This is a genomic window from Bradyrhizobium amphicarpaeae (assembly GCF_002266435.3).
Lineage (GTDB): Bacteria > Pseudomonadota > Alphaproteobacteria > Rhizobiales > Xanthobacteraceae > Bradyrhizobium > Bradyrhizobium amphicarpaeae.
This window is the reverse complement of the sequence record NZ_CP029426.2, coordinates 5745864-5763112: the sequence shown is the minus strand read 5'-3', so window position 1 is coordinate 5763112 and position 17249 is coordinate 5745864. Positions and strand designations below refer to the sequence as shown.

Genomic DNA, 17249 nt, shown 5'->3' with positions numbered 1-17249 from the left:
AAGGATGTAGGATTTCGGCTCCGTCGATCGTCTTCAAGGAAACATCCGGAAGGAGGCCCCTGCATGTGCCGCAACATCAAGACGCTGTTCAACTTCGAGCCGCCGGCGACGGAGGATGAGATCCACGCCAGCGCGCTCCAGTTCGTGCGAAAGCTGTCCGGCTTCAACAAGCCGTCGCAGGCCAACGAGGCGGCGTTCGACCGCGCGGTGGCCGAGGTCTCGCAGGCCGCGCGAGATCTCCTGACCTCGCTGCACACCCATGCCCCGGCGCGGGATCGCGAGGTCGAGGCGGAAAGGGCCAGGGAGCGCTCGCGGCTGCGCTTCGGTTAGAGGGCTGCAGCTCCGCGTTCCGTGATCTGGCTCACTGAATGGGGCGCCACGCTCTGCGATGATGTCTGCCGGGGTTTTTGACAGCCCGGAGCAGGATCATGAGCCGCCCCCTTCTTCCCTTGAAAGCAGGTGCCATCGTCTTCACGCTGCTATGGACTGCGTGGATGATGTGGTGGAGCGGCTCGTTCTCGAGCGCGAACGTGGTCATCCTGGCCCTGTGCGGCGCAGCGGTCGGCTATCTCTGGTATCGCGCCATGCGCTGGCAGTTCGAGCGCATGGGCATGCTGCCGCACAAGGATGATTCCACCAGCACGCCTTGATGCTCCAGCGTGTTCAGGACACGTTGCAGCACGCCGCTGAAGGAACGCGGCGGCTGCGTCCGGGGCACGGGCGCTGCCACTAATCCTTGTGGCCGTGCTTCTTCTTTTTCTTCTTCTTCCTGTGCTCGTCGCCTTCGGCGTCATCACTCTCGTCGTCGACCATTTCCTCGTCGGTCTCCCGCACCGCAGCTTCCAGCGCGGCGCGCTCGGCGGCCTCCAGTGCCTCGCGTTCGGCGGCGTCGCGCTCGCGCTGGCGGCGGCGCTCGTCCCAGGCGTCGAACAGCTGATCGAGCCATGGCAGCACCTGTTCGATCGTGGGCAATTGACCGGCCGGCCCAGCCTCGCCGCGCGGGCCTTGCGGTCCCGCCGGCCCCTGCGGTCCGGCAGGTCCCTGCGCTCCGGCAGGTCCCTGCGCTCCGGCAGATCCCTGCGCGCCGGCGGTCCCGCGCGGGCCGGCTTCGCCCTGCTTGCCTTGCGGACCGGGCTTGCCCTGAGGTCCCGCCTTTCCGATCGGCCCCGGTTTGCCCTGGGGCCCCGGCTTGCCGCGCGCGCCGTCGGGCCCGCGCCGGCCCGGATGACCCTGCGGTCCCGGCCGTCCCGGTTCGCCCTGCCGCCCGCGCGGACCTTGAGGTCCCTGCCGTTTCTGTTCGTCTGCCACGCCGCTGCTCCCTTGACCGGAAGCAAGCTACTTAGCGGCGTTTGACGACAGCAGCAATTCCGCCCGGACATCTCGCCACGCTTGATCAACATCAATCGGCGGCATGCGCCGCCGTGTCATCGATCGTGCGGCCACAACTCCTGGAGCGACCGATGCGCGCGGCGTGGAAGATCTTCTGGCTGTTCGCCGTCGTCCTTGCAGCAGCGCTTGGTCTCGCTCTCCTGCTGGTGCCTGAAATCGTGCCGGTCGCATTCGCCGATGAGCCGCAGCCGACATGGGCTGTGATGACGGCCTTCTTCCTTCGCGCGATCGAGATGATCGCCGCCTCGGTCGCGACGATCGCGCTTGCGGTCGTCATCGGCGGACTGATTCAGCGGCGCATCCTCGGACGCTAATCCTGATAGGCGGGCACGTCGATGCCGGACGCCGCGTAGAGCTTGATCTTGTTGCGCAGCGTGCGCACCGACAGGCCGAGCACGCGCGAGGCGCGGGTGCGGTTGCCGTCGCAGCGCGCGAGCGTCTGAAGCACGAGCTCGCGCTCGACCTCGTCGACGGTGGCGCCTATCAGGAGCGGCACGATCTGGTGAGGGGCCAGGAATTGCGCGCCCGGTACGGACGCAGCGACATGAACAGTGGTCATCAACACACTCCCCGATCGACGCCCGCTGCCATCGTTGGAAGCGGATCGAGAACAAACGACCCCCAAGCCGTAGATCTACGGTGGTCCGGTTTGGTTAACGAAAGGTTAATCGCCGACGATCGCACCAGATGACCTCGGGAAAGCCGCGAAGCCGCCGCGATTGGCGGCGGCTCCGTGATGGCCCCTCACACCGTGCGGTAGCCGCCGTCCACCATCACGATCGTTCCCGTGACATAGGCCGACAGATCCGAAGCGAGGAAGATCGCGGGGCCGACGATGTCCTCGGGCTTGCCGGTGCGCGCCAGCGGGGTGTGGTCGAGGAAGGCCTGCACCAGCGCCGGATTGGTCGCGCGCACATTGGCGTTGATGTTGGTCTCGATGAAGCCCGGCCCGATCGCGTTGACGCGCACGCCTTCTCGGCCGAGCTCGGCCGCCAACGCCTTGGTGAAGCCGAGCACGCCATGCTTCGACGTCGTGTAGGCCGCCGAACTCGGCGTGCGCAGATGCACGAAGGACTGGATCGAGCCGATGTTGACGATGCGGCCTTTGCTCGCGCGCAAGGGTGCGAGGAAGGCCTGCGTCATGTTGAAGACGCCGTTGAGATTGAGCGAGATGATGTCGTTCCAGTCCTTCGCTACCGTCTCGGTCTCCGCGGTGAAGGCGTTGCGGCGGGTGATGCCGGCATTGTTGACGAGGATCGAGACCTGCCCGACCTTGTCGGCGACCTGCTGGGCCAGCGCGAAGCAATCCTCGCGCCTGGTGACGTCGAGCGCAAAGCTCTCGGCCTTGCCGCCCGCCTTGCGGATCTCCCCTGCGGCCTCGGCGGCGGTGTCGGCGTTGACGTCGAGCAGCACGATCTGCGCGCCTTCGCGGGCATAGCCGGCGGCGATGGCGCGGCCGATGCCGGAGCCGGCCCCGGTGACGACGGCGATATGGTTTGCGAGCAATGCCATGACATTTTCCTCCCGATTTCGTTTCGAAGTTTCACCAAACGCTAACTCGAAATTAAGGGGTCGGAAACGGCAGCCTTGGCATACTGATCTTCATTGCTAAACGTTGCGCGCATGATGGAACGGCTCGACACCCGGCTCGACTCCTGGAAACTGGCCCTCGAACGCCTGCGGTCGGTGCAGTCCGCCGACTTCGCCGAGGCGGGCCGGCTCGTGGCCGAGATCGCGCGGATGAGCCCGGATGTCACGCTGCGCCAGGCCGCCGAGCAGGCGCTTCCGGTGCTGCGCCAGGCGGCCGACAATGACGATCACGGCGTCACGCTGGCGGCCCAGCGCCGTCTCGGTGTGGTTCTCGAGGTCGTTCATGACCTGACCGCGCCGCGCTTCGGCCGCCGCAACGCCACGCCGAAACAATTGTCCAGCGAGGATCGCGCGCGCAAGGTGCTCGGCCTGCCGCTTTCGGTGCAGCTCACCTGCGAGGACATCAACCAGGCCTATCGCCGTGCCGCCAAGGGCATGCATCCCGACCGCGGCGGCAGCGCGCAAGCCTTCATCGACCTCGCCGCCGCACGCGACGTCCTGATCCATCCCGGCGCGCACAGGGACGGGTGAGAAGCTCAGTTCTCAAAAACAAACGGGCAAGGACGCATGCCCGCGTCCTTGCCCGCTCTTCGTCCGCCGATCGATTATTTCACCACTTGCAATGGCCGTTCTTCAACGCGGCATCCTTCACGGCGAGGGCGTCGATGAAGGTCGGCACGGTTGCGCTGGCGCGATGATAGCCGGCCGGCCACGGAGTGGTCGGGATGCTCTCGTCCCAGATCTGGCACAGGCCGGTGTCCTGCCAGCGGATCAGGTGATAGCTGGCCTCCGCCGGGCTCGCCGCGACGAAGGCGGTGACGGCAAGGCCGGCGGCAGCGCACAGCACGGAAATACGACGCATGATCAGCTCCTCGAATGAATGATGTGATGCGCCTCCCGGCAATGATGGGGAGGGCTCGGTGCCGGACGCCTGGGGGATGCGCGCCGGACAAGATGTGAGTAGTTCCGCGTGCTGATCAGGTTCAAAGCGCGCGGACGGACAACGGCTGATTTCGGCCGAAAACGCGCGTCCCGCAAAAGCAGAAGGGCGGACCGCTCGCGCGACCCGCCCTCGAAATCCGGTCCGTTGCTAGAGCTTAGAGCGTGCAGCGACGCTCGGCGCGCAGCTTGATCTGGACGTCGGACGCGGCCTGGAAGGTCGGGAGCGGCTTGCTGACGACCTTGTAGGTCGACACGCCCCACTGGAACGGCTTGTACTTCAGGTCCTCGTTCCAGACCTGGCAGATGCCGGTGTTGTCCCAGCGGATCACGTAATAGCCGACCTTGGCCGAGGCCGGCACGGCGAAGACGGAAGTGGCGATGCCGGCAACGGCACAGAGCGCAAGAACGCGACGCATGAAATATCTCCTTGAGGGGAAGTCCGAGCTCAAATTCGTGCGGTAAAAGCAGGTCCTTTGCAAGCCGGGGCGCTGCCCTTCACGGACATGTCAGCTGTTCCCCGCGCATTTGGTTGGGCCGCGTGCCCTGCAAGCCACACGCGAAGCCGCTCACTTCGCCAGCGAGGCCACCGCCTCGATCTCGATCAGCATCTTCGGATCGGGCAGGGCCTGCACCACGCAGGTGGTGCGCGCCGGGTAGGGCGGCGGGCCGAACGCGCCGGCATAGAGCGCGTTCATGGCGGCGACGTCGGAGGCGCGGGTCAGCAGCACGTTGACCTTGGCGAGGTCGCGTGTGGTGGCGCCGGCCTCGTCCAGCACGCGCTTGATGTTGACGACGACATTGGCGAACTGCGCCTCGAAACTCTCGGGCAGCGCGCCATTGGCGTCGAAGCCGGGAATGCCCGAGACGAACAGGAGATCGCCGACGCGGGTGGCAAACGACAGCGGCGGCGACTTGACGTGCGGCGGGGGCGCGAAATGCTGGATCGGCATGGGATCACCTCGAATAGTGTTCTCGTGGTCCATGAGCGTAGCGGCAGGCGGGGGGTGCTCAAACCAAAAAGTGCGAAAACAACCCCATGCACAGTAGGGATCATACAGAGATCATTGAGTTTTTAGAATTCGGAAACGGGGAAGAAGCCCGGTTGCTCCGTCGGGCAAAACAGGGGCAGAATGGCATCATGGCCATGGTCGGTCAGCAACCAGGCCTCTGCTTCCGGCCAGTCTCGGCGAGAGGACCGCATCTGCCTCGTCCGTCATTGCGAGCGTAGCGAAGCAATCCAGACCGGCTCCGCCGAGACAGTCTGGATTGCTTCGTCGCAAGAGCTCCTCGCAATGACGGAGAGCGAGGGCCGAGCGCGCCCGACGCCTCATCCCATCATGTTGCCGCCCCGATCCATCCTGTACATTCGCTGCGTCTGATTCGAATCCTCCCTTGAAAAATAGCCCCCGGAGACACCCATGAAGTTCGCATCCTCTTGTCGCGCCGCGCTGGTCGCCATCGCCGCCCTGGCCGGCCTCTCGACCTCGGCGCTGGCCGACGGCGGCACCGTGGTGCTGACAATCTACAAGGCGGGCTGGATCATCGGTGGTTCCGGCGGCTCCGGCGTGCTGAACTTCCGCGGCCGGTCCTATGCGCTGTCGACCGGCGGGCTCGATTACGGCCTGGTGTTCGGCGGTTCCAAGACCGTGCTGCGCGGCCGCGTCTCCAACATCAACCGTCCCTCCGACATCGCCGGCGTCTACGGCGCCGCCGGTGCCGGCATTGCGGTGGGCCGCGGCGCCCGCGCCATCGTGCTCTCCAACCAGAAGGGCGCGGTGCTGGAACTGTCGGGCACGCAGGTCGGGTTGATGGCGAACGCGGATCTCTCGGGCCTCGCGATCACGATGCGGTAGCGCGCAGGTGCCGGCGGGTGGGTAAGCCTTGCGGATGCGCAAAGCGCATCTGCAGGGCGTAACCCACCGCTTCGGTTTCCGCGCTGACGGACGTGGTGGGTTAGACGGCCCCTACGAGCTGACGCCCACGAGCCTCCTCCAGGATGGCCGGAAAAATCCTGCCCGGCTTGTCGGATGCGGGGCCCGCGCTTCGTCCTCCGGGCGATGCCGCGATCGACGCGGATCCATCCAGCCGAGGTGCGACCGACCATGACCACCATCACGCCGTTTCTCTGGTTCGACAACAACGTCCCGGAGGCCGTGGCCTTCTACAAATCGGTGTTTCCCAACGCTGAAGTCGAGACCGTTAGCGATTTCATGGCGGTGTTCGAGCTCGAAGGCCAGCGCTTCCACGCCCTCAATGGCGGGCCGCAATACCGCTTCAACGAGGCGGTGTCGTTCTTCATCAGCGTCGAGACGCAAGCGGAGGTCGACTATTTCTGGAGCCGGTTGACCGCCGACGGCGGCGAGGAGTCGAGATGCGGCTGGCTCAAGGACAAGTTCGGCCTGTCGTGGCAGGTGATCCCGACCAAGCTCGGCCGCTATCTCGGCGATGCGGACCGCACCCGGGCCAATCGCGTCATGCAGGCGATGATGGGGATGCGGAAGATCGTGATCGCCGATCTCGACAAGGCCTATGCAGGGTGAGGACCGACGGTGCCGTAGGGTGGGCAAAGGCGCGCCCTTCGCGCGCCGTGCCCACGCACTGCCGGGACTCACGGACAAATCGTGGGCACGGCGCTGGCGCGCCTTTTGCCCACCCTACGAAGCTCGACCCTCATGGTGAGGAGGCGCGAAGCGCCGTCTCGAACCATGCAGGCCCGCATCTCGCCCGCGGCCATCCTTCGAGACGACCGCGGAGCCTGTCATCGGGCCGCGCGTAGGGCGGACCCGGTGGCGGTCTCCTCAGGATGAGGTCTGTGGGTGTTGTGCGTCGAGTGCAGCGATCCACGCCGCCAACTCGCGCCATGGCTCGATCGTCCAGTGCCCGGACGCCGCGCCCGACGGCGACGGCAGCACGAAGATCTCCGGCAAGCTCTCATCGCGCGGCTGCCGTCCCAGCGCAATCCCGCTCGACGGCCTGCGATAAAACAAGCTCGCCGCCTTCTTGCTCGTGAACGCAATCGTCCGCGGCCGGTACGTCTCCATCTTCGCTCTGAAGCCCGGCACGTCGATCGTCTCCGCCGCGATCTGGTGATCCATTCCGGCGCCCGTCTTGGAAAGATCGGTGAAGCCGATCCCGAGCGCGATCAGCGATGCGAACTCGCCCGGCTGATAGCGCCGCGGCGTGATGCCGGCCTCATGCAGCGCGCGCCAGAAGCGGTTGCCGGGATGGGCGTAATAGTGCCCGAGTTCGGCCGAGCGCGTCGAGGCGGCGGTGCCGACGAAGACGAGGCGGAGGTCGGGGCGGAGCTGGTCGGGGAGGCGGTGGGGCGTGGGCACGAGCAAATCAGACGTTTTTGGCGTCGCGTCGGCGACCACGATTAATTGGCCTTGTGAACGGAAGTGCGATGCAGCCCAATTGCTGCCTCTGGTCTTCCCCTTTTTTCCAGACTTCGTCCTTCCGGGTTCAGTAAGCCTTCGATTAAGTGGTTTAGGGGCTTGAAACCTCCTCACAGGCAATTGTTAAGGCTCTGTTAAGGTGGAACGGTCGAAGATTAATACTGGAAGCCTCCTATTGTCATGGGAGTGGTCCGTCGATAGCTTATCTCTCGCAGGAGAGTACTATGGCCTATAAGGTATTTGTCGACGACGCGTGGAAGCGAGATATCATTAAGAAGATATCGCGAGACTTAGACGCTCACAAGTTGGAAGAAGGTATCTCCTCCAACTACGAGCTGGCGATACAGAATGATTTTTTCGCTTCTCTCAACTTGAGCGACTTTAGGGTGAGTGCGATAGGTCGCCGCCCTCTCGCGAAAGATGACCAGTAGCCCGCCCACTCATCTCACTCCTGCAGAAATTGAAACTGTCCTAGATTATTTAAAGGAAGTTGATGCGGTACTGGTTGGTGGGCAGTCCCTCGCGATTTGGTCTCGCCTCTATTTAGGTCGAGCGCCGCAGATTGCGCGCGTGTATTCGATGTCGAGTGAAGACGTCGATCTTTACGGTGACAGAAAAGCCGCGGAGGCTTTCGCGAAGAAATTGATGAACGCGAAGGTTTATATACCGCCAGCTTTTGATCCATCGCCGAATGCTGCCGTAGTGGTCGGGCAGCTCGGGGAGAAGACGATACAAGTTGATTTTTTGAGAGCTGTCCTTGGCGTTGATCCGCGATCGCTCAAGAACAACGTGGTAACGCTCACGGGACCGAGCCAAGGCCAGGGCAGCCAAATCGACATACTTATTCTGCATCCCTTGGATTGCTTGCGGAGCAGGCTTTCAAATATCAACGATCTGAAGAGAACGGATCCCCATTCCATCAGTTCTGCTCATGCGGCGGTCATAATACTCGATGTCTTCATCGATGATCTTTTGCAAAATGGGGAAACGAAAAAGGCTCAAGCCATCTTGATGAGCTTGTTCTACGTCATTCGGGACCGGAATTTGGGGCGGCCGTCGCAGACAAAATTTCAAGTTGATCCCTTGTCGATACTGTTAAAGTATCGACTAGACCTTCGCTTGGACAACAGATGGCGGTCCCACCAGCTAGCTAATGCAATCAGTCGCCTTCGAAAGAAGATGGATCTAAATGCCTAGCGGAAGGGCGATCCGCCGCCCTTCCGACGTGCAATCTAAATCGCAATTCAACTCGTTTACAACACCCGATTACTCTCCTTCACCTTCTCCGCATCCAGATAAACGCTGCTCCCCATCTCCTTGAACTTCGCACTCATCTTCGCCATGCCGTCCTCGGCCGTCCCGCTCATCGACATGCCCACCGCCGCCGGGTCATTCAGCGTTGCCGCATAATCCCGCACGTCCTGCGTGATCTTCATCGAGCAGAATTTCGGGCCGCACATCGAGCAGAAATGCGCGACCTTGTGGGCTTCCTTCGGCAGGGTCTCGTCGTGGAAGTTCTTGGCGGTCTCGGGGTCGAGGCCGAGGTTGAACTGGTCGCTCCAGCGGAAGTCGAAACGGGCGCGGGAGAGCGCGTCGTCGCGGAGCTGCGCGGCCGGGTGGCCCTTGGCGAGGTCGGAGGCGTGGGCGGCGATCTTGTAGGTGATGACGCCGGTCTTGACGTCGTTGCGGTCGGGCAGGCCGAGATGCTCCTTCGGCGTGACGTAGCAGAGCATGGCGCAGCCGAACCAGCCGATCATGGCGGCGCCGATCCCCGACGTGATGTGGTCGTAGCCCGGCGCGATGTCGGTGGTCAGGGGCCCGAGCGTGTAGAACGGCGCTTCGCCGCACTCCTTGAGCTGCTTGTCCATGTTGATCTTGATCTTGTGCATCGGCACGTGGCCGGGGCCTTCGATCATGACCTGGCAACCCTTGTCCCACGCGATCTTGGTGAGCTCGCCGAGCGTCTCCAACTCGGCGAACTGCGCACGGTCGTTGGCGTCCGCGATCGAGCCGGGGCGCAGGCCGTCGCCGAGCGAGAACGAGACGTCATACTTGCGCATGAGGTCGCAGATCTCGTCGAAATGCGTGTAGAGGAAGCTTTCCTTGTGATGCGCCAGGCACCACTTCGCCATGATCGAACCGCCGCGCGAGACGATGCCGGTGACGCGGCTGGCGGTGAGGTGGATGTAGGACAGGCGCACGCCGGCGTGGATGGTGAAATAGTCGACGCCCTGCTCGCACTGCTCGATCAGCGTGTCCTTGTAGAGCTCCCAGGTCAGCTTGACAGGATCGCCGTTGCACTTCTCCAGCGCCTGGTAGATCGGCACCGTGCCGATCGGCACCGGCGAGTTGCGCAAAATCCATTCGCGGGTGGTGTGGATGTTGCGGCCCGTCGAGAGGTCCATCACGGTGTCGGCGCCCCAGCGGATCGCCCACACCATCTTCTCGACCTCTTCCTCGACCGAAGAGGTCACCGCCGAGTTGCCAATGTTGGCGTTAATCTTGGTCAGGAAGTTGCGGCCGATGATCATCGGCTCGAGTTCCGAGTGGTTGATGTTGCAGGGGATGATGGCGCGGCCGCGCGCGATCTCGTCGCGCACGAACTCCGGCGTGATGAAGGCGGGCACCGAGGCGCCGAAGCTCTCGCCGTCGGCGAGCGCTGCTTCCGCGCGGTCCAGCTGCTGCTTGCGGCCGAGGTTTTCACGCGCGGCGACGTAGATCATCTCCTTGGTGACGATGCCGGCGCGGGCGAATTCGAGCTGGGTGATCTTGTGGCCGTCGAGGCCGCGCAGCGGCTGGTGATAGGCGCTGAACGCGCGCGCGGCCTTGTCGGTGGAGACGCTGCCATTGTCCTCAGGCTTGACCTGCCGGCCCTGATATTCCTCGACGCCGCCGCGCTCCAGCACCCAGGCCTTGCGGCCGCGGGCGAGACCGGCGTTGACGTCGATGGTCACGGAAGGATCGGTGTAGGGGCCGGAGGTGTCGTACACCGGCAGGTTCGGCTCGCCGGCGCCTTCGGACAGGATGATCTCGCGCAGGGGTACGCGGAGATCGGGCGCGGCGTCGGGCGAGGCGAAGATCTTTCGCGAGGAGGGAAGCGGGCCGGTGGTGACGGCGGGGACGGTTTTCTCAGGGTTGGAGCGGATGTTCATTGGATCCTCCGGTGAATATGATTATCGCGTCGTTGCGTGCTGTTCGTCATCCTTGCGCGATCGCGGAGCGCTCGTCGCTGGAGGTGCGCGCACTTGCGCGCCTCGAAGGATGGAGCCGGGCCGTCGCCCTTCGAGGGCCGCTTGCGCGGCCACCTCAGGGTGAGGGACGGAGATTGGAGTGAGGCGGGCAGTTCTTGCTCCGTCATTGCGAGCGCGGCGAAGCAATCCAGGAATGCATCCGCGGAAGCAGTCTGGATTGCTTCGTCGCAAGGGCTCCTGCCAATGACGTGGAGAGAGTGGGGCATCACGCCGCCTCCTTCCAACCATCGAGCCATTGCCGCACGCGGGCATCGGGATCGGCATTCTGGGTGACGTCGCTGACCACCGCGATCGAGTCCGCGCCGGCGGCAAAGATCTCCGCGGCGTGCTCGAACTTGATGCCGCCGATGGCGACCAGCGGGATGTTGCCGATGCGCTTCTTCCACTCCGTGATCTTCGGAATGCCCTGCGGCTCGAAGCGCATCGATTTGAGCGTGGTGAAGAAGATCGGGCCGAGCGCGACATAGTCGGGCTTGGCCGCGAGCGCGGTTTCGAGCTCGGCGTCGTCATGGGTGGAGATGCCGAGCGACAACCCGGCCTCGCGGATCGCCGCGAGGTCGGCTTCGGCCAGATCCTCCTGGCCGAGATGCAGATATTTGGCCCCGGCGACGATCGCGGCGCGCCAATAATCGTTCACGACCAGCCTGGCTTGCGTGCCGTTCGTGATGGCCAGCGCGTCGGTGACGATCTGCAGCGCGTCGGCGTCGTTGAGCGCCTTGGCGCGCAGCTGGATGGTGCCGACGCCGAGCCTGGTCAGGCGCTCGACCCAGGCCAGGCTGTCGACGACGGGATAGAAGCGATCAGGATACGGCATGCCAAAAAGGTGTCCCAACGACAGGGGTGGACGGGGAGGCGAAGTCGCGGGCGTTCATCAGCCCGGCCTCGTAGGCGGTGCGTCCGGCCTCGCAGCCGAGACGGAAGGCGTTCGCCATCGCAACCGGGTCCGCGGCCTTGGCGATCGCGGTGTTGAGCAGCACGGCATCGAAGCCGAGCTCGAGCGCCTCGGCGGCGTGGCTGGGCGCGCCGAGGCCGGCGTCGACCACCAGCGTGATGTCGGGCAGGCGCTCGCGTAAGAGCTTCAGCGCATCGCGGTTGGTGATGCCCTTGGCGCTGCCGATCGGGGCGGCCCACGGCATCACCACCTTGCAGCCGGCGTCAACCAGACGGTTCGCGACCGAGAGGTCCTCGGTGCAATAGGGGAACACGTCGAAGCCGTCCTTGATCAGGATGCCGGCGGCTTCGACCAGGCCGACGACATCGGGCTGCAGCGTGTCGTTGTCGGCAATGACCTCGAGCTTGATCCAGGACGTGCCGAACAATTCGCGCGCGAGCTTGGCGGTGGTCACGGCCTCGCGCACGGTGCGGCAGCCCGCGGTGTTCGGCAGCACGGTGACGTCGAGCTCGCGGATCAGCTTCCAGAACGCGTCGCCCGACTTGCCGCCGGCGGATTCGCGCCGCAGCGACACCGTGACGATGTTCGAGCCGGAGGCGCGGATCGCGTCCTGCATGATCGCAGGCGAAGGATAGAGCGCGCTGCCGATGAGCAGGCGGGAGGAGAAGGTTTTGCCGTAGAAGGTCACCATGTGGGCGGTGTCTCCGTGATTAATGTGCTCTCCGTCGTCATTGCGAGCGTAGCGAAGCAATCCAGAGATTCATCCGCGGAGACACTCTGGATTGCTTCGTCGCTTCGCTCCTCGCAATGACGGGAGAAATCGACCTGAACGGGCAACAGAGGCGCTGTCATCCCCGCGAAGGCGGGGATCCAGTATTCCGAGCCAGCGCGGCTAGAAGCGAGGAGCCGCGGCGTACTGGATCGCCCGGTCGAGCCGGGCGATGACAGGGGAGCGCGGGGCGGACGCTTCATCCTTACCCTCCCTGCCGCGGGGTGATGATCTCGATCTCGTCGCCGGCCTTGAGGCTTGTCTCGGCCCAGCGGCTTTTCGGCACGACGTCGTAGTTGAGCGCGATGGCGAAATGGGTGCCCTCGTAGTCGAGCTCGGCGAGCAGCGCGTGGACGCTTGCCGAAGTCACCTCGCGCTGCTCGCCGTTCACGATCACGCGCATCGCATCACCTCGTTGTCGATCTGGCCGCGCTCGACATAGGCAAGCGTCAGCTCGGCCAGCGCCGGCGCGATCAGGAAGCCGTGGCGGTAGAGGCCGTTGACGGAGATCGTGCTGCCGCGAACACCGATCCGCGGAAGGTTGTCGGGAAAAGCAGGACGAAGCCCCGAGCCGAATTCGACGATGCGGGCCTCACCGAACGCGGGGTGCACGGTGTAGGCCGCGCCCAGCAGCTCCAGCGCGGAGCGGACGCTGACGCCGGTGTCCTCGGTTTCGATCGAGGTCGCGCCCAGCATGAACAGATTGGCCTCGCGCGGGATCACGTAGAGCGGCCAGCGCGGATGCATCAGCCGCACCGGGCGCGCAAGCTGCACTTCGCTGGTCTCGATCAGGATCATCTCGCCCTTGACGCCGCGAAGCTCGGGTTGTTCGTCGCGGGCACCGAGGCCGCGGCAGTCGATCACGATGCCGTCGGGATTTTTTGCGAGGTCGCTCACGGTGACGTCGCTCGAGAATTTGATGGTGCCGCCGGCGGCGCGGATGCGATCGTGCAGCTGCGGCAGCACGCGGCGCGGCTCGACATGGCCCTCGGCCGGGAAGAACAGCGCATCACGGAAGCGGCCCTCCAGCGACGGCTCGAGTTCGGCGAGGCCTGCGGCATCGAGCCGGCGGTGGTCCTCGGTCATGCGCGCAAAGCGCTCGAAATCGTTGCGCTCGCGCGGATGGGCGACGACCAGCGAGCCGTTGAACGGCGTGTCCGGCAGCTCGCGCCGCCAGATGTCGAGCGAGCGCAGCCCGAGGCGGCTGATGATGGGTTCGGCGACCTCGGCCTCGCAATAGGGCGCGAGCATGCCGCCGGCCCAATGGCTGGTGGCATCCGTCATCGCCTCGTCACCGCGCTCGTGCAGGGTCACGGCATGGCCGGCCTGCGCGAACAGCAGAGCCTGCCAGGCTCCCGCAATGCCTGCGCCGATGATGGATACCGGAGAATCCGGTCGCTTGGTCGTTTGCAACATCCCTGTCCCTTCGCCGGCATGACCCGGATCAGGTTCAAAGGGTCACCGCGGTCCTGGGCGTTATTGCCCATTTAGCGGTATCTCAGCTCCTCCTCGGAGCACCCCTCGGAACGGGTCCAATGTAGGACTTCAGAGAGGGATGGTCAACGCGGTAGGTGGGAACCTCACCGCTCGTGCCCCGGACGCGGCGCATCACGAAGTGGTGCGCTGCAGAGCCGGGGCCCATGCCTGGTGCGGATGCTGGGTCCCGGCTCGGCGCAGCAACGCTGCGCGTTGCGGCGCGTCCGGGACACGGAGAGTTACTTCGATGCCTGCGCCCGGGCGTTGCGCACGCGCTGGGCAAGCTTCCGGTGTGGCACGTTGCCGAACATCGGCTGCGGATTGCCGTTCGGCTCGAGCCAAGGCTGGCCCATCATGTTGTCGCCCATGTTGGCGACCTGCACCGCTTCGTGCCGCTGGCGCTTGGCGGCGTAGTAATAGCCGCCAGCGAAATAACGCACGGCCCGATTATGATCGCCATTGGCGGCGCGGTAGGCGCCGGCAAGGTATTTCACGGCATAAGTGAGGTTGGTGTCGGGATCGCGCAGGCCGGCGGCGTCGCCGGTGTAGCCGACCCCGCGGGCGGTCGCGAGCTTGATCTGCATCAGCCCGATGGTGCCGCCATGGCCGACCAGATGCGGCTGGTAACGGCTCTCGCGCATGATGACGCGGTGCACCAGCGCTTCAGGCACGCCGTTGGCGCGGGCATGGGCCGCGACCATCTCGGCATAGTCGGCTTCGCCGGCGAAGGCGGCCTGCGGCAATGTCAATCCGGCCGCGAGCAGCGCGGCAATGCGTAAAAATTTCATCAGATATTCCTGAGGTCCTATGAGTGACCTGCGCCCGATGGCCGATAGGCCTGTCGAACGCGGCGATGATGTGACCAAACGCCGCCGTTAACGATTTGGCGGCGCCGAGCCGTTGTTACGACTCAATGCCGGGCTACGGGTTCCCTCAGGCGGATGCCCGCTCGCGGCAGCAAGGCTGTCTAGTCGCGCGAGCCGGCGAAAGCGAGTAGGAAGCGGCTGGCAAATCGGGAGAGGTGCCATGACAAAAGCAGTCCTCAGCGAGACCCCCAGAGAGACCCCCAAGCAAAACCCCTGTGCCCAATGCGGCATGCCGATCCCGCGGCCCGACTGGATCGAGCCGGGCGAGGGGCGTGTCTCCTATCTCTGGACCTGCCACGCCTGCAATTATCGCTTCGAGGCGGTGGCGATCTTCGACGAGGTCGCCGTCGAGCACCCGCCGCTCGCGGCGTAGTCTTAAGAAGGCATGATCTTTTCGGAAAACCGCTGCACACTTTTCCGGATCATGCCCTAGGCGGCAAGCCGCGGCTGCTGCCAGAGCGGCAATTGCATCCGCACGATCAGTCCATGCGGCTTGCGGTCGTGCAGCGACAGCTCGCCGCCATGGGCGAGCGCGATCGCGCGCGCGATCGACAGGCCGAGCCCGAAGCCGGTGGATTCGTCCATGGTGCGCGCATCGTCGCCGCGCACGAACGGCTCCAGCATCTCCTGCTTGCGCGCGTCCGAAATGCCGGGACCGTCGTCTTCGACGTCGATGACGAGCGTGGTGCCCGATATGTCGAGGCGGATCGTCACCTCGGCGCCGAAGCGCACCGCGTTCTCGACGAGATTGGTGACGCCGCGATGCAGATCGTCGGGCCGCGCGGCGGCGGTCGCGGAGGCCGGCCCGTCGTAATGCACGACATGGCCCATGTCGCCGAACTGGTCGGCGACGAGCTGCAGCGTGCTGGCGATGTCGACCAGCGTCACCGCCTCGACCTTGCGGTCGTTGCGCAGCAGCGACAGCACGCTTTCCAGCATCGATCGCATCTGGTCGAGGTCCATCAGCATGCGCTTGCGGTTGCCTTCGTCCTCGATGAACTCGGCGCGCAGGCGCAGCCGCGTGATCGGCGTGCGCAGATCGTGGCTGATCGCGGCCAGCATCCGGGTGCGGTCCGACATCAGCCGCGCGATCCGCTCGTGCATGCGGTTGAGCGCACGCGCGACCGAACGGATCTCCTCGGGGCCGCGCTCCGGCAGCGGCTCCGCTCCGCCGTCGATGCTGAAATTCTCGGCGGCCTTGGCGAAGGACGAGAGCGGCGCCGCCAGCGCGCGCGCCGCCCACAGCCCGAGCACGCTGACGCAGATGAAAGCGGTCATCAACGCCATCAGCCACGGGCCACCCCAGAACCATGGGCGCGGCCCGCCCTCGACGCGTCCGGCGATCATGGTGCCGTCAGGCAACTCGACGCCGACGCGCGATCCTGCAACGCTCGGGGTCAGCTGCACCGCCTTGTAGCCGCGCCCGAGATGACGGCGCATCCCGTGCAGGTGCGGGTTGTCGCTCTCCTCGACGCTTGCGGTGCCGGGCGCGAGTATTTCGATGCCGAGCCTGGGAAAGGCGCGCGCGAGATCGGCGACGAGGCGCGGACGCTCGCTGGCCTCGGCCGAACCGAGCAGCAGCGCGGCATCGGTCAGCTGATGCGCGCCATCCGGCGGCGCATCGGAGCGGTCCGGCCGGCCGATCAGGAACGCGGTGGTGACCACGAGATGGAGCGCGACGGTCGAAGCCAGCACCAGCGCGGCGATCTGCCCGCCGATCCCCTTGAGGTGGAAGAACCCGAACGACTTCATCGTCGGCGTCCCCTTCAACCGCTCAGGGGCGCCGCAACCGCTTCAGTGCCTGCCGCCAGAGGGCTCGCAGCCTGCGTTCTCGGCGTGAACAGATAGCCGCCGGAGCGCACCGTCTTGATGAGGATGGGGTCGGCCGGATTGGGCTCGATCTTGCGGCGGATGCGGCTGACCAGCACGTCGATGGAGCGTTCGAACGATCCGGTGCTGCGCCCTTGGGTGAGGTCGAGCAGGCTGTCGCGCGACAGCACGCGGCCGGGCCGTTCGCAGAACGTGCGCAACAGATCGAATTCGGCGCTGGTCACCGCGACGCGCGCGCCTTCGGGATTGCGCAGCTCGCGCAGCCGCAGGTCGATGTGCCAGCCCTCGAAGGCGAGCGTGGAGGCGCCTTCGATCGAGCTTGCCGCTTGAGCTGCGGCCTGCCGGCGCAGCACCGCGTTGATGCGGGCGAGCAGCTCGCGCGGGTTGAAGGGTTTCGCCAGATAGTCGTCCGCGCCCATCTCGAGGCCGACGATACGGTCGACGTCCTCGCCGCGCGCGGTCAGCATGATGATCGGCGTCTGCGCCTCGGCACGTACCTTGCGGCACAGGCTGAGGCCGTCCTCGCCCGGCAGCATGACGTCGAGGATGATCAGGTCGATGCGGTGATCGGCCATGGCGCGCGACATCTCGCGGCCGTCGCCCACGGCAGTGACGTTGCAGGCGTTGCTGCGCAGGTACTTCGCAATCAATGTCCGGGTTTCGCGGTCGTCTTCGACGACCAGGATGTTGGGATTGGGAATGGCCATGCGCTTTGTTTGTCCAAGATTCCGGCTAAATGGCGAAGATTTTTGTTTCGGATTGTTTCTGCCTGGCTTTCCGCAACAGGCGGCAATCGCCGGGTTGTGGAGCGGCAAGGTCTCGTTAAGGCCGTTAACCATACCGTGGCGT

The 17249-nt window shown here is 65.1% G+C and carries 23 protein-coding genes and 1 riboswitch; of the genes, 8 read left to right on the top strand and 15 right to left on the bottom strand.

Annotated features, from left to right (window positions below; genetic code table 11):
* The first annotated feature begins 63 nt into the window (after positions 1-63).
* Positions 64-330 (top strand): DUF2277 domain-containing protein, encoded by a 267-nt coding sequence (locus CIT40_RS27005; protein ID WP_094893815.1) that lies wholly within the window; start codon positions 64-66, stop codon positions 328-330.
* A gap of 98 nt (positions 331-428) precedes the next feature.
* Entirely contained in the window at positions 429-650 is a 222-nt protein-coding gene (locus CIT40_RS27000) for a hypothetical protein (RefSeq protein WP_094893816.1), read from the top strand.
* Positions 651-729: 79 nt separating this feature from the next.
* Here the strand turns inward: CIT40_RS27000 and CIT40_RS26995 are convergent, their stop codons facing one another.
* Positions 730-1308 (bottom strand): collagen-like domain-containing protein, encoded by a 579-nt coding sequence (locus CIT40_RS26995; protein ID WP_094893817.1) that lies wholly within the window; start codon positions 1306-1308, stop codon positions 730-732.
* A 152-nt stretch (positions 1309-1460) separates the two neighbouring features.
* On the opposite strand from CIT40_RS26995, the gene CIT40_RS26990 reads away from it, so the two are divergent.
* Positions 1461-1703 carry a hypothetical protein gene (locus CIT40_RS26990; protein ID WP_094893818.1) on the top strand — a complete coding sequence of 81 codons (243 nt, stop codon included), beginning with the start codon at positions 1461-1463 and terminating at the stop codon, positions 1701-1703.
* On the opposite strand, the gene CIT40_RS26985 is transcribed toward CIT40_RS26990, so the two are convergent.
* Entirely contained in the window at positions 1700-1948 is a 249-nt protein-coding gene (locus tag CIT40_RS26985) for a helix-turn-helix domain-containing protein (protein ID WP_094893819.1), read from the bottom strand. The two genes, CIT40_RS26990 and CIT40_RS26985, sit on opposite strands and share 4 nt — an antisense overlap.
* Positions 1949-2133: 185 nt before the next feature.
* Entirely contained in the window at positions 2134-2901 is a 768-nt protein-coding gene (locus CIT40_RS26980) for an SDR family NAD(P)-dependent oxidoreductase (RefSeq protein WP_094893820.1), read from the bottom strand.
* 111 nt (positions 2902-3012) lie between these two features.
* Here CIT40_RS26980 and CIT40_RS26975 point away from each other — a divergent pair, with 111 nt between their 5' ends.
* A complete protein-coding gene (locus tag CIT40_RS26975) occupies positions 3013-3510 on the top strand; it encodes a molecular chaperone DnaJ (RefSeq protein ID WP_094893821.1) in 498 nt (165 codons plus the stop codon).
* 79 nt (positions 3511-3589) lie between these two features.
* Here CIT40_RS26975 and CIT40_RS26970 read toward each other — a convergent pair whose 3' ends face one another.
* The 3 genes from CIT40_RS26970 to CIT40_RS26960 all read right to left on the bottom strand — a co-directional run bounded on the left by CIT40_RS26970 (position 3590) and on the right by CIT40_RS26960 (position 4871).
* Positions 3590-3841, bottom strand: a complete 252-nt coding sequence (locus tag CIT40_RS26970; protein ID WP_094893822.1) for a hypothetical protein — start codon at positions 3839-3841, stop codon at positions 3590-3592.
* Positions 3842-4076: 235 nt separating this feature from the next.
* Entirely contained in the window at positions 4077-4337 is a 261-nt protein-coding gene (locus tag CIT40_RS26965; RefSeq protein ID WP_094893823.1) for a hypothetical protein, read from the bottom strand.
* Between the two features lie 150 nt (positions 4338-4487).
* A complete protein-coding gene (locus CIT40_RS26960; protein WP_094893824.1) occupies positions 4488-4871 on the bottom strand; it encodes a RidA family protein in 384 nt (127 codons plus the stop codon).
* Positions 4872-5339: 468 nt separating this feature from the next.
* On the opposite strand from CIT40_RS26960, the gene CIT40_RS26955 reads away from it, so the two are divergent.
* Positions 5340-5774 (top strand): hypothetical protein, encoded by a 435-nt coding sequence (locus CIT40_RS26955; protein ID WP_094893825.1) that lies wholly within the window; start codon positions 5340-5342, stop codon positions 5772-5774.
* Between the two features lie 249 nt (positions 5775-6023).
* Entirely contained in the window at positions 6024-6461 is a 438-nt protein-coding gene (locus CIT40_RS26950) for a VOC family protein (RefSeq protein WP_094894015.1), read from the top strand.
* A 258-nt stretch (positions 6462-6719) separates the two neighbouring features.
* On the opposite strand, the gene CIT40_RS26945 is transcribed toward CIT40_RS26950, so the two are convergent.
* Positions 6720-7295 carry a mismatch-specific DNA-glycosylase gene (locus CIT40_RS26945; RefSeq protein ID WP_414645373.1) on the bottom strand — a complete coding sequence of 192 codons (576 nt, stop codon included), beginning with the start codon at positions 7293-7295 and terminating at the stop codon, positions 6720-6722.
* Positions 7296-7736: 441 nt separating this feature from the next.
* Between CIT40_RS26945 and CIT40_RS26940 the strand changes: the two genes are divergently transcribed.
* A complete protein-coding gene (locus tag CIT40_RS26940; RefSeq protein ID WP_148667235.1) occupies positions 7737-8513 on the top strand; it encodes a hypothetical protein in 777 nt (258 codons plus the stop codon).
* A gap of 56 nt (positions 8514-8569) precedes the next feature.
* Here the strand turns inward: CIT40_RS26940 and thiC are convergent, their stop codons facing one another.
* From thiC to CIT40_RS26910, 6 genes are all read right to left on the bottom strand, one after another.
* On the bottom strand, positions 8570-10468 hold the full coding sequence (thiC, locus tag CIT40_RS26935) for a phosphomethylpyrimidine synthase ThiC (protein ID WP_094893828.1): 1899 nt from the start codon (positions 10466-10468) through the stop codon (positions 8570-8572).
* Positions 10469-10772: 304 nt separating this feature from the next.
* Complete coding sequence (locus CIT40_RS26930) at positions 10773-11381, bottom strand: thiamine phosphate synthase (RefSeq protein WP_094893829.1); 609 nt, start codon at positions 11379-11381, stop codon at positions 10773-10775.
* Positions 11368-12150, bottom strand: a complete 783-nt coding sequence (locus tag CIT40_RS26925) for a thiazole synthase (RefSeq protein WP_094893830.1) — start codon at positions 12148-12150, stop codon at positions 11368-11370. The genes CIT40_RS26930 and CIT40_RS26925 overlap by 14 nt, the downstream gene beginning before the upstream one ends.
* A 283-nt stretch (positions 12151-12433) precedes the next feature.
* A complete protein-coding gene (gene thiS, locus CIT40_RS26920) occupies positions 12434-12631 on the bottom strand; it encodes a sulfur carrier protein ThiS (protein ID WP_094893831.1) in 198 nt (65 codons plus the stop codon).
* Positions 12622-13644: an FAD-dependent oxidoreductase gene (locus CIT40_RS26915; protein WP_094893832.1), complete on the bottom strand. Its 1023-nt coding sequence runs from the start codon at positions 13642-13644 to the stop codon at positions 12622-12624. The genes thiS and CIT40_RS26915 overlap by 10 nt, the downstream gene beginning before the upstream one ends.
* Positions 13632-13760: riboswitch (TPP riboswitch) on the bottom strand. Its footprint overlaps the gene before it by 13 nt.
* A gap of 183 nt (positions 13761-13943) precedes the next feature.
* Positions 13944-14492, bottom strand: a complete 549-nt coding sequence (locus CIT40_RS26910; RefSeq protein ID WP_162307694.1) for a lytic transglycosylase domain-containing protein — start codon at positions 14490-14492, stop codon at positions 13944-13946.
* 238 nt (positions 14493-14730) lie between these two features.
* On the opposite strand from CIT40_RS26910, the gene CIT40_RS26905 reads away from it, so the two are divergent.
* Positions 14731-14943, top strand: a complete 213-nt coding sequence (locus CIT40_RS26905; RefSeq protein WP_094893834.1) for a hypothetical protein — start codon at positions 14731-14733, stop codon at positions 14941-14943.
* Positions 14944-14999: 56 nt separating this feature from the next.
* Here CIT40_RS26905 and CIT40_RS26900 read toward each other — a convergent pair whose 3' ends face one another.
* Together CIT40_RS26900 and CIT40_RS26895 are read right to left on the bottom strand one after the other, a co-directional pair.
* Positions 15000-16322 carry an ATP-binding protein gene (locus CIT40_RS26900; RefSeq protein WP_094893835.1) on the bottom strand — a complete coding sequence of 441 codons (1323 nt, stop codon included), beginning with the start codon at positions 16320-16322 and terminating at the stop codon, positions 15000-15002.
* A 14-nt stretch (positions 16323-16336) separates the two neighbouring features.
* A complete protein-coding gene (locus tag CIT40_RS26895; protein WP_094893836.1) occupies positions 16337-17107 on the bottom strand; it encodes a response regulator in 771 nt (256 codons plus the stop codon).
* Positions 17108-17249 lie beyond the last annotated feature (142 nt).